General features: G+C 35.6%; 9 protein-coding genes, 1 tRNA gene and 1 pseudogene. 9 read left to right on the top strand and 2 right to left on the bottom strand.

The window, feature by feature from the left end; translation table 11 throughout:
• Nucleotides 1–190: 190 nt before the first annotated feature.
• From ACHFIY_RS11550 to ACHFIY_RS11530, 5 genes and pseudogenes are all read left to right on the top strand, one after another.
• Nucleotides 191–1,201: a hypothetical protein gene (locus ACHFIY_RS11550; RefSeq protein ID WP_410846250.1), complete on the top strand. Its 1,011-nt coding sequence runs from the start codon at nt 191–193 to the stop codon at nt 1,199–1,201.
• A gap of 11 nt (nt 1,202–1,212) precedes the next feature.
• Complete coding sequence (locus tag ACHFIY_RS11545) at nt 1,213–2,340, top strand: hypothetical protein (protein ID WP_410846249.1); 1,128 nt, start codon at nt 1,213–1,215, stop codon at nt 2,338–2,340.
• Nucleotides 2,337–4,733, top strand: a complete 2,397-nt coding sequence (locus tag ACHFIY_RS11540; protein ID WP_410846248.1) for a hypothetical protein — start codon at nt 2,337–2,339, stop codon at nt 4,731–4,733. The genes ACHFIY_RS11545 and ACHFIY_RS11540 overlap by 4 nt, the downstream gene beginning before the upstream one ends.
• A 967-nt stretch (nt 4,734–5,700) precedes the next feature.
• A pseudogene (locus ACHFIY_RS11535) lies at nt 5,701–5,826 on the top strand (ATP-binding protein); the annotation flags it as partial.
• Nucleotides 5,815–6,186, top strand: a complete 372-nt coding sequence (locus ACHFIY_RS11530; protein ID WP_410846313.1) for a magnesium chelatase subunit ChlI family protein — start codon at nt 5,815–5,817, stop codon at nt 6,184–6,186. The pseudogene ACHFIY_RS11535 and the gene ACHFIY_RS11530, both read left to right, overlap by 12 nt.
• A 24-nt stretch (nt 6,187–6,210) precedes the next feature.
• On the opposite strand, the gene ACHFIY_RS11525 is transcribed toward ACHFIY_RS11530, so the two are convergent.
• Nucleotides 6,211–6,816, bottom strand: coding sequence for a GNAT family N-acetyltransferase (locus ACHFIY_RS11525; RefSeq protein ID WP_410846247.1), 606 nt, complete (start codon nt 6,814–6,816; stop codon nt 6,211–6,213).
• A gap of 77 nt (nt 6,817–6,893) precedes the next feature.
• Here ACHFIY_RS11525 and glmS point away from each other — a divergent pair, with 77 nt between their 5' ends.
• From glmS to ACHFIY_RS11505, 4 genes are all read left to right on the top strand, one after another.
• The gene (gene glmS, locus ACHFIY_RS11520; RefSeq protein WP_410846246.1) at nt 6,894–8,732 is read left to right on the top strand and encodes a glutamine--fructose-6-phosphate transaminase (isomerizing); all 1,839 of its coding nucleotides are present in this window, start codon (nt 6,894–6,896) and stop codon (nt 8,730–8,732) included.
• 114 nt (nt 8,733–8,846) lie between these two features.
• Entirely contained in the window at nt 8,847–11,087 is a 2,241-nt protein-coding gene (locus ACHFIY_RS11515) for a DUF4954 family protein (RefSeq protein ID WP_410846245.1), read from the top strand.
• 75 nt (nt 11,088–11,162) lie between these two features.
• Nucleotides 11,163–11,236, top strand: a tRNA-Arg gene (locus tag ACHFIY_RS11510).
• A gap of 177 nt (nt 11,237–11,413) precedes the next feature.
• A complete protein-coding gene (locus tag ACHFIY_RS11505) occupies nt 11,414–11,719 on the top strand; it encodes an RNA recognition motif domain-containing protein (RefSeq protein ID WP_410846244.1) in 306 nt (101 codons plus the stop codon).
• A 196-nt stretch (nt 11,720–11,915) separates the two neighbouring features.
• Here the strand turns inward: ACHFIY_RS11505 and ACHFIY_RS11500 are convergent, their stop codons facing one another.
• Nucleotides 11,916–12,455: a hypothetical protein gene (locus ACHFIY_RS11500; RefSeq protein ID WP_410846243.1), complete on the bottom strand. Its 540-nt coding sequence runs from the start codon at nt 12,453–12,455 to the stop codon at nt 11,916–11,918.
• Nucleotides 12,456–12,466 lie beyond the last annotated feature (11 nt).

Raw genomic sequence — 12,466 nt, 5'->3', positions numbered from 1 at the left:
ACCTTTTCTTTTTAATTAAAAACTGAGTTGCATAATTATATGTACTACAAAATAAATTTTAAACAGGCTCTTAAATAAATTGTATGATTTTTTATGGAATCTAAATAATATTGGTTAAGTTAATTTAGCATTATTACTTTTAACATTTAAAATTACATACTGAAATTTATTCTAAAACTCACTTTAAGACATGACTATAGAAGATGTTTATAACTATGTATTAAATAATTTAGCACCAGATAAGATGGATATAAATTATATAGATATCAAGTCTTTTCTGGACAAATTACTGAATTCCAAACACATTTTCTCAAACCGACTTTTAATGTGCATAGGTATTGATATTAAAGCTTATCATTTAAGGTTTTCAACAAAAAAAGAAGTAACCCATTTAATTTCAAGCTATCAACAAATTATCCTTGATATAAAAAAAATACGTAAGCCGGTTACTTTTGATGGTCTTAGTATTGAACCATATATTGAGTTTGCTTTGGCTGTTAAAGAATTTGGAATGCATAATTGTAAACCTGAAATTATTAGCAAAGATCCACAAGAATATATGAGAGTAACAAATTTTGATACTTTTATTAATCGTATAGTTCCTGAAAATAAGCATTGTAATCCAGATATAACTTTTGATATAGAAGTTATTCATAATAACAAAAGATTTTATGAGGAATTCAAAGTGGACGAAAGTTTTCGAGAGATTCGAATTGCAAATTTGTCAAGTTCTACTGGTTGGGTTTTTGCTTTGGATAAACTTGATATTGAGATACCTATTCAAGAATCAGATATTGCTTATGTTTTAGATCAAATTGGTTATTATATTGGCGATGAATTACCTTCTGAAGAGAATAAAAACCAATATATAACAATCGAATATCCGTCTAATTTCTCAGAAGAAATGTTACAACCAACTGCTCTTTTAGGGGATTGGGGTAAAATTAGTGGCGAAGGAGTTTTGTTGAATGGAAATGAATTTTTTCTTTCATATAAAAAAGACAATGATTGGGGTAAAACTTTCCCTGTTTCTGGAAAAGGTAGTGGAGTAAAGGAGAGAGCCCATAAAAAATTCAATAAAGCTATATTTGATTCATATCTGTTTAAAATTAATGATTTCAATAGATTAGACAAATTAATATTAAAAGCTACCGATTTATCAATATTTCAAGCAGCCTTGGAGAGATTTTTAGCTGCATAAATAATTAGATTATGAGTGAGATTAATGCTGTTGATATATTGAGAAATTATAATTATGTAAATTGGATAGATTGGATAGAAGATATTTTATATTATGGAATAGCTTATCCATTAAATAATCTAACCCCTGAAGGAGACATACTGATTGATATTGTATTTTTTCTAAAAAAAAATAATATTTCTACTAAAGAATATGATTCAGCATTGTGTGGAGTGCTAAATAAATTATATGGAAACTACAATGATGCTGAAAAAATAATTAGAATTATAAATGTATTAGTAGGTATCAAAAATCCTAAAGCGAAAGAAATTCTAAGGAAAATATTTTTTAACCCTGAACTCAATGATCTTATATTCAATCATGATTCTGTTAAGGCAAAAATATTACAAGCCTATGCTAGGCTTGAATTGGATGTTAAAGAAAGAGAAGAGGTAAAAGTGCACTTTGAATTATTTGGATGGAAGGAATTTCCCAATAATATTGCTCTTATGGGAAACTATTTAAGGTTTATGTTTCTTCACTATGAAGAAAATGTATTTCTAAATTCAATCTCATCTACAATTAAATTGACATCAAATTTATACTCAGAACAACAAATACCTTTTGTAGTTACTTTAATTGAAGATAAGTTAAGGGAGTTTTATTATAACAGAAAATCTATTTTTTATAGTCATTTTTATGAGTGGTTTTCAAATGTTTATAATGAGGTGTCCCACATTAAATTATTTAATTTAATTATTATGAGATTTAATAAATATCTTAATAGAAGAAACGATTTTTCAGATGTTGATTCAAACGAATCTTTCATTGTTGAGGTTGTTACCATTTCTTTAAATTCAATATTTGATACTGATTACTTTGATAAACAAAGATTTTCTACCATTGCTGATTGGGCTAATTTTTTAATTGCATCAAATAAAAGGGATTTTTTAAATGTAATTATTGAGAAGAATAAATATTCGGTGGCAAAGAATCTGGATTGTTATGATTCTTCATATATTTATAACCATGAAATAATTGATGAAAATTTGTGTGTCCCGTTGATTAAGCAGTTTAAAAAAGTTAAATCAGCTTTGGAGTACGATAAAAATTATGTTCGAGAAAATGCATTATACTTACTTAATTTTATTTTAGAATGAGATTTGATACATTGTTAAGTGATTTATCCGAAAGTAGTTTTGATTCTTTAATCAAATTGCAGCAACTTAAAGCAGATGGTTGGCAGGTTCATTATGTAATTGATGCCGATCTTATTGGTAATTATTGTTTTCCAAGAGGAATAATAAAAGAGAATGAACGTAGAGCAAAAAATAGGAATTTAACGGAGGAATATATTTTTGATGAACAGGCCACATTGTTTAATCTTTTCAAGTCACAATTTCCTAGCCCTCAATGTATTATTCTTGACGAATATGTGTTGGAGTTGAGGGGGATGACAAGGGTCGCATTAGCAGCTGAAAAGTTAGCGTTTAATGATGCTGAAATTCTAGTCAATAAATGGGTTAATAAGAGCAAAGATTTTGTGAACTTGAATTTAGAATATAAAGAACTTAGGGATGATATAAGTAAAAATTTTTCGTTAAGAATCGCAGAGGTTCTTTTAGGGGTTAATGGATTAAAAAAATTTGAATTCTTAATTTCTCAAAAGTTGATAACCTTTGAGGTCTCACCAAAATTGCCCAATTTTTTCTATAAGCTTTTTGAAGAAGAGAAAGGAGAAAAAGAAGAAATTGATAAAATATTTCGTGTTTTTGTAGATGTTTCTAATACAGTAAATCCAAGTAGTAGAGACAGGGATTCAAAGGCTATACAAAGAATAATTGCTATAAATAGAAGAATACAAAAAAAAGAGTATGGTTCGGAGCATAAGCATATTTTCCTATTCGTGACCGATGCCCCATCAATTACTCAAATTGTAATGGATAAATTGTTTGATTTTGATATTATTGATTATCCATATATAAATAATGAAAAGATTAGTCTGTATACAACAACACAAGAAATATTTGCTCATTTAATGTGTGCGGCACTTGATAATGAAAATAAAGGAGATTATAGTAAAACAATTAAAAAATTGCAAACACTTAAAAAAATTAGCACCCAAATTAATAATAAATTAAATGCGACTAGTCATTTAATTGGTGAAATTAGGAATTATAATAATAATGACAGTGATTATGATATAAATGATTTATTTAATGGCGAGTATAAAGCGTTTTTTTCAAATTATAACTCTATACGTAATTCATTTGAAAATACAGGTCTTTTTAAAAATATGAATAATTCAATTTATGACGATGTTATTAAAATGTTATCCGAAAGAGGAAGTCAAGGTCTTTTAAATTACTTTAGTGATATAAAAAGTAACCAAACCCAATTTGAAAGAAATTTTCAAGAACGGCATAAGTTATTAGATAGACTTGTAGATGAAGTTGATTTTAACTCAAGATTTATAACTGGAATTGAAGAGATTCGTTGCAATACTACTTCTTTTGAATGGTCTAAGGGGATTGATAATATTGAAGGAACTTATCAGATATTACCTGTATTTCTTCAATTAAAAAATTATAAAGCATATGGCAAAGAAATTAATAAATTAATTAAATTAGTATTGGGGGATGAGAAAAAAGATGATTCAAATATTTATGATACTCTTAAAGACTTAATTACTACGCTGACTAAAATTAAATCAGAACAAGAGTATCAAATAGATCAACAGCTTTTAAAGGCATTAATTTTTCTTATATTACCAAACTCTAATATAGCCTTACAGGACAGGAATGCAGTTAATAAGGACATTAAAGTTTTCAAGTGGTTAAATAAAATAAAAAAAAATCTAGTAAAAACAGATATATTTTATGCTGATTTCCTTTATATTTTATGTTGGGTCACAAGAAGAATTAAGCGTTATGAAGAATCAATTGAATTGGCTTTTGAAGGCATTAGAAACTTTCCTGATGATCCTAGATTTTATCATGGTTTCGCCTTGACAAAATATTGTACAATCTATGAAGACCCAACATTATTGCAAATAGATGAAATAATTGAAAACATAAATATTTCAGAAAGTAAGTATATGCTTTTTTTTAAAAAATATTATTCTACTGAGGATGGATATATATATTTTAAAAAATTACTTGATTGCAATAGTAATAATACTTGTGTGCTTTTTACGGAAAAAGCATGCTTGCTATTAAAAGAAAGTGAAGGTGAAGAATTGTTGTTAAACAAAAATAAAACCTATACCATTGCCATGAAATTTATAAAGGAAGCTAGAAATAGATTAAATAAATTAAAAATAAATGGAAAGTTCAAAACCGAATTGTCAGAATATTATGATACTGAAGCAACGTTAGAATTCATGGAGTCTTTTTTTATAAAAGATTTTGATATACATTTTAAGTTAGAAAAAGCAAATGAAGCTATTAGTTATGCAGTTGAGCTAACAACTAAACAAGAGCTGAAGTTAAAATATATAAAAACAAAGGAAAAGATAGACGAAAGAATTGATTTGCTTTATAAGAATAATTAAGAACCTGTTTAAATTTTATTTAATAAAAGCTTTATGGCAGGCAATTTGGTCATTTCCTCAGTCGACTCCATCAGTAGTTCATAGTTTCTACATAATCTTCTGTCGTTGTCAAACCAAGCAAAGCAAATGTCCTTTCCACAATCCATCCTTTACCTATTGGCTTAAAGCCTTACTTTTTATTGTCTTTTCTTAAAACTATTGCAATACATAGCTAAATTTTTGCTTTACCCACTTTATGACCTCCTACTGTAACCGCCATCAGCCAAAATACATTTTATACTACAAAAAGCATCCTTCAAAAACGCATCAACATTAAAACACATTGGCTGTCATGCATATGAGCAACCGTTACCATCACAGCCAATTAAAACCCATTTTAATCTCCTACAATATGCCGTTTGATACCTTTGACTTTTTTGTTCCCATCATAACTTTTCAGTGAACGGTTATTGCACCATTTAACCGTTTGGCTATGATATAGAGTGTAGCCATTGCATTTTGGCCTTGCCTCACCATTTCTTTGTTACGCAACTTATCCAAAATCCCATCCCAAACACTACGTAAACTAAACTTACGTTTCCTGCTTTTTGGGTCTACAAAAAATAGTAATATTAAATGTTGGGAATTCCATTTTTTTGTCATTACTCTAAAGTGTAACAATTGCACAGTGAATTTGATTATCTTTTGTTATATAAGTTGAGATAGGATAATCTTTAACTTTTTGTGTGATTAAAAAAAGCAGCTATATAATCCTTGTATCGTCCTTGTGGCTCACTCCTTCCATTCTCCCAGCCCGTAACTGAATCCTCGCAAATTCCAATAAATATTGCCACATCTTTTTGGAGCCATCCTAGTTCCAATCTCTTGTTCCTGAACCTGTCTGCAAAGGTCAATGGTTCGTCTACATACCCAGCTCCCATAGGCTTCCGGACAGTCCGTTCTAGTTTGGAAAAAGGCAACGCAGGAATGCCCCTGCGGGTTCTACAACCACCCAGACAAAGAATGCACCTGCCCACCCGGCACTGTGCAGAAATACCTGAACAAAATATCTGGCCCTTTGCTAGACAGGATAGACCTGCACGTGGAAGTAGTGCCTGTGGCTTTTAGCGAGCTAAGCAAAACCACCCAAGGCGAATCGTCTGAAATTATCCGCAACAGGGTAATCAAAGCAAGGGAAATACAAGCTGCACGCTACGAAAAAGAAGATGGCGTATATGCCAATGCCCAAATGAGCAGCAAGCAGCTAAGGGAAATTTGCGTGATAGACCATGTGGGCGAGGCATTGCTAAAAAAAGCAATGGAACGGCTAAACCTTTCCGCAAGGGCGTATGACAGGATATTGAAAGTATCCCGCACCATTGCCGATTTAGCCGCCTCGGAGAAAATAAAACCAGAACACTTGGCAGAATCTATCCACTACCGTAGTTTGGACAGGGAAGGATGGGCTGGGTAAACCACATTTCTAATTGAAAAATTATCAATTCCCAATCTTCCTCCCCAACCTTTCCTTTATCCCTCCTTCCCATTCGCTTTTTAAAATAGATAGCACAATGCTGTCCCGCCTGCCGCCCTCGGCATTGGGTACATTGCTGCGCAATATGCCTTCTATGGTGCAGCCAATGCTTTGCATGGCGGCTATGCTGCGTTTGTTGTTGTTGTCTGCCCTGAACTCTACCCTTTCCATGCCCATTGTTTCAAAAGCAAATTGAAGCAGCAGGAACTTGCAGTTTTTGTTCAGCCCTGTGCCTTGGAATTTGGTGTCATACCAAGTATAGCCCAGTTGCAGGGTTTGGTTGGCCAATTGTATGTCGTAAAACCGGGTGCTGCCAGCAAATTCCTTTGCTACTTTGTCAAAAACAATAAAGGGATAAGCCGTTTGCTGCACCCGTGATAGCAACGCAAAATCTATATATTTCTTAAAATTTGCCTCCCCAAGCATAGGCATAAGGCTAAAAGGCCAAATATTTATACCCCCAAGGGCAAAATGTAATAATTGGGTACTATTATTGCCATCTAAAGGTGCTAATAAAACACGCTCGTTTTCGAGGGAATACTGTTCTGAGAAATTAAAAGGGGGCTGCATTTTATCGGCTTGTTTTTATTTAATGATAAAAGTAATTACAATCCTTATATTTATAAAACGATAATTAATTAATTTATATGTGCGGAATTGTTGGATACATTGGACCAAGGCAGGCTTACCCAGTTATTATTAAAGGATTGAAACGTTTAGAATACCGAGGCTACGATAGCAGCGGTGTTGCATTGATAAAAGACAATACCTTAAAAGTATATAAAAAGAAGGGTAAAGTTGCCGAACTAGAAGATGAAGTGGTAGATAAAAACCTGGATGCGCATATTGGCATTGGGCATACCCGCTGGGCTACCCACGGTGAGCCAAGCGACAGGAACGCCCACCCGCACACGAGCAACAGTGGCGACTTGGCGATGATACACAACGGTATCATAGAAAATTATGTGCCTATCAAGAACGACTTGCTAAAGAAGGGCTACACGTTTAGCAGCGATACGGACACGGAAGTGCTGCTGAACTTTATCGAGGACATTAAGAAGAACAATAACTCAACACTTGAAGAAGCCCTGCGCATCGCGTTGAAGCGTATTGTAGGTGCGTATTGTATCTTATTAATTGATAAAAATGACCCAGATACCATTATCGCAGCCCGCAAGGGCAGCCCATTGGTAATTGGCATTGGCAAAGGCGAACACTTTTTGGCAAGCGATGCCTCGCCTATTATAGAGTACACCAAAGAAGTGGTATATGTAAATGACTACGAAATAGCAATAGTAAAAGCAGATGAGCTGATTTTGAAGAATTTGGGCAATGAAAAGCAAACGCCATTTATTACTAAGCTAGACATGGAACTGGCAGCCATTGAAAAAGGCGGCTACGAGCATTTCATGCTGAAAGAAATAAACGAACAGCCAGAAACTATTTTCGACTGCCTCCGTGGGCGTTTGCTTGTAGGTTCGAGCCAGATTAATTTAAGTGGCATTGACAATAATATTGAAATATTAAAAAATGCGCAGCGCATTGTAATGGTGGCTTGCGGCACTAGCTGGCACGCTGGGCTTGTAGCAGAATATTTGTTTGAGGAGCTGTGCCGCATACCTGTAGAAGTGGAATATGCAAGTGAGTTTAGGTACCGCAACCCCATTATCAACAGAGGCGATATTATCATTGCTATTTCCCAAAGCGGCGAAACGGCCGATACCTTGGTTGCCTTGGAAAATGCGAAAGAAAAAGGTGCGTTTATTTTTGGCGTTGTAAATGCCGTTGGCAGCAGTATAGCCCGCTTGAGCAATGCAGGTGCTTATACCCATAGCGGCCCAGAAATTGGCGTGGCAAGTACTAAGGCATTCACAGGCCAGTTAGCCGTGCTAAGCATGATAGCACTAAAAATTGCCCATGCAAAAGGCACTATTACAGAAGCCCGCTACTTGGAACTAATAAAAGAATTGGAAGCAATACCAGAAAAGGTAAAGGAAATTTTAAAAGATACATCCAACATACAGCGCATTGCGGAGAAATATAAAGATGCCACGGACTTCCTGTTTCTGGGTCGGGGGTACAACTTCCCAGTGGCATTAGAAGGTGCTTTGAAGCTGAAAGAAGTGTCTTATATACATGCCGAGGGCTACCCTGCGGCCGAGATGAAGCATGGCCCCATAGCACTGGTAGATGAAAACCTACCTGTATTGTTTGTTGCCACGAAGGATAGGTACTATGAAAAAATAGTAAGCAATGTGCAGGAGATAAAGGCAAGGAAAGGCAAAGTGATAGCCGTTGCAACTGCTACAGACACCATTATACCAGAAATGGCCGACGATACCATGTTTGTGCCTGATGCCGATGAGGTAATTGCCCCACTGCTTAGCGTGGTGCCGTTGCAGTTGCTTAGCTATTATGTGGGCGTAGCCAAAGGTTTTGATGTGGACAAACCAAGGAATTTGGCGAAGAGCGTAACGGTGGAGTAATTGATAATTGATAGTTGATAATTGATAGTGGTAAGGGTAAGTTTTATGTTTTGGATTAAAAAACAATTGTGTCTTAACTTAAAATTTAAAACTTAAAATTCAAAACAAAGGAAAATGCCCCAGAATAATATAAAGAGGACACCCATTAGCGAGTTGGGGTACGATTTCATCCCATCTGAATACTTGAAAGAAGGGCAGGACGAATATGTGTATCGCAACCTTCAAAACAGGAGCGGTATCGAATACAGGCACCTGACTGCTTTTGAAATAGAGGGGTTGGTACGTAACAACAATACAAGCGACAACTGGAACAATATATTTGTGTCGGAATTTTTCAACCCTGCATTGGTAAAGAATTGCAAGTTTTATGGCCTAGTGCGCATTAGCAAGCTGGAGCCTTATTTCCTTGATTTTAGTGATTTGAAAGTACCCGTTGGGTTGTATAACTCCACCATCATCAGCACCGACATTGGCGACAATGTATGTATAGACAATGTAAATTACCTCTCACACCAAATTATTGGCAACGAAGTAATCATCATCAATGTAAATGAACTGGTTACTACAAACCATGCAAAATTTGGCAATGGTATCATCAAGCAAGGCGAGGACGAAAGCATAAGGATATGGCTGGAGCTGTGCAACGAGAATGGGGGGCGAAGCGTTATCCCTTTCAACGATATGCTACCGGGCGATGCTTATTTGTGGAGCAAGTACAGGGACGACCATGCGCTACTGCAAAAATTTAAAGAATTTACAGAAGAGCAATACAAAAATGAAAGGGGCTATTACGGCAAAATTGGGGCAAGGACGGTAATAAAAAACTGCCGTATTGTGAAAGACGTATGGATAGGCGAGGACGCATACATAAAAGGTGCAAATAAGCTAAAGAACCTCACCATTAACTCCAGCGGTGAAAAAGGCAGGACACAGATAGGAGAAGGGGTAGAACTGGTAAATGGCATTGTGGGTTTTGGGTGCCGTATATTTTATGGCGTGAAAGCGGTTCGTTTTATCATGGCTTCTAACTCACAACTGAAATATGGGGCAAGGCTTATCAACTCCTATTTGGGCAACAATGCCACCATATCCTGCTGCGAGGTGCTCAATTCGCTTATTTTCCCAGCGCATGAGCAGCACCACAACAATTCTTTTTTGTGTGCGGCATTAATCATGGGGCAAAGCAATATAGCCGCAGGGGCAACCATTGGCAGCAACCACAATAGCCGTGGGGCAGATGGGGAAGTAGTTGCGGGCCGTGGCTTCTGGCCGGGTTTGTGCGTAAGCTTGAAACACAATAGCCAGTTTGCTTCTTTTACCATGATTAGCAAAGGCGATTATCCTGCGGAATTAAATATACCTATTCCTTTTTCCTTAATTACCAACGATGTATCTAAGAATCAATTGGTAGTAATGCCGGGCTATTGGTTTATGTACAACATGTATGCACTTGCCAGGAATAGCTGGAAATACATAGACAGGGACAAGCGTGTTGATAAGATACAGCATATTGAGTATGAATTCTTGGCACCAGACACGGTAAATGAAATGTTTAGTAGCCGTACTTATCTGGAAAAAACAATTGGCAAGGCTTATTTATTAAGAGAAGAATTAATAACAGATGCCACAACAACAGCAGAGCTAGTTGCTGTAGGAAAGAAATTATTGCAAGAGCATAACCCTATAATAGATACGTTGGAAATAGTAGCTGATGATTTTGAAAATGCAAAGCGGAAAACCATCATTATAAAAGCTGCAAAAGCATACCATTTGTTTGAAGAATTAATTACTTATTATGGTTGTTGCCAGTTAATTGGCTTTCTTCAAAAACACGCTTTTAAGTCGCTGGAAGATGCAATGAACGTATTGCCAGCCAAGCTAAAAAGAAAAGATTGGATAAATGTTGGCGGGCAACTGCTGCTAAAAGATGATGTAGGGCAATTTAAAATAAATGTAAAAGAAGGCAAACTGTGTGGCTGGGACGAAGTACACCAATGGTATGCCGAGAAAGGCACGCAATATAGCGAACAGAAATTGAAACATGCTTTAGCAAGCCTTGCAGAAATAAAAGGCTGGGATTTGAAAGCGCTTGACAATATACAATTGAATACCATAGTGGATATTGCCATTGCTACCAAGGAATGGATTACCAAGAGTATTTACGAATCTAGAGCAAAGGATTACGAAAGCCCTTACCGTGCCATGGTGTATGACAATGCCGAGGAAATGGACGAAGTAATTGGCAAGCTAGAAGACAATAGCTTTATCAACGGGCAGGATGCAGAACTGGAAACCTTTAAAAAAGAAATGAAAGCATTGAAAAAAAGGTTTCAACTAGATATGGAAACGGCATAGCGTAACTGAATTTTTAATTTTGAACTACGAATTAAAAATGAGTTGCTTTTTTTCCGTTAATTTGCATCCCAAATTGGTTCGGTAGCTCAGCTGGATAGAGCGTCATCCTTCTAAGATGAGGGTCATTGGTTCGAATCCAATCCGAATCACATAATCAAAACCTCATTAATACAGGGTTTGAAGTTTTTTTGCTAATATTTTAATTGTGATAACAAAATGGCTTGCTGTTTGCTAGTGCATTTGCGTTAATTTGAAATTTAATTATTATTCAATCCTGAATAAAATAAAAATAACAGGGATTTTTACTTTTACCTTAAAATAATATTATGAAGCTATTTGTGGGTGGCATTTCCGGCAACTTGGACGAAGTGGATTTAAAAGAAATGTTTGAACTGTATGGTGATGTAGTTTCTGCAATTATTATTAAAGACAGGGAAACGGGCAAAAGCAAGGGCTTTGGCTTTGTGGACATGGCCAATAGCGCCGAAGCTAAAGAAGCGATTGATTTACTGGATGGCGTAAGTTTGTTTGGAAAAAAAATTGCCGTGAAAGCAGCAGAAGAACAACCACGGACTGGCGCACCAAGAACAGGCTTTGTAAACAAGAGTGCACCACCAAGGAGAAGGTTTTAAAACTTTTTTCGCCACAAAGACTCGAAGGCTCAAAGTAGCACGAAGTAAAAAGGAGAAAAAAGTCCTTTTTGTTATACGATACGCGTAAAAACATCTATTATTATGTTTTTTTTAGCAAAAAAACATAAATGCTAAGGGGCTTTCCTTAAAAATCTAGAAGGTTTCTAAAACCTTCTAGATTTTGCATTTTTTGGCACTATGATATAGTCCTACCCTTCATTTTATGTTTGTTTACCTGTTCCATGTTTAGCTCGCTTGTTTTTATCATGATGCTGGCATCGCCGCCAGAATGTATAAAATATTGCTTGCCTTCATAGGTAATCAACCCATAGTTGCCTATCCAGCTATTAGCAAGCACCCTGAACGGGTCGTTGTTGGTGGCATACTTTGTTTTTCCAAAAGTGAGGTATTTGTTTTCCCCGTCCTCAAACGAGATAAGCAGCTTGCCATCCTGTGTTTTCAGGCACACACCAGGGGTGTTCTTTTTTAAAGTAATGATGTTTAAATTCTTGCCATTTTCTACACGTAATACCCCACTTGTAACTTTTGTTTCCCCTTGCAATACTTCCCGGGACAATTCTACGTCCCTGTCTATATAATATTGAAGCTTGGTAAGCGGCGTGCCTGACGCTTCTACTTTATCCTTGATATTATTACTAAAATACGTTTTAGAAGAACTGCAGGACGAGTAAGCAATAATCATGACTACTAAGGGTAATAGAACTATTCTTTTCATGTGAATAAGGT

The sequence above is a fragment of the Parasediminibacterium schistidii genome (assembly GCF_046546515.1).
Taxonomy (GTDB): domain Bacteria; phylum Bacteroidota; class Bacteroidia; order Chitinophagales; family Chitinophagaceae; genus Parasediminibacterium.
This window is presented reverse-complemented; position numbering and strand designations above follow the sequence as displayed.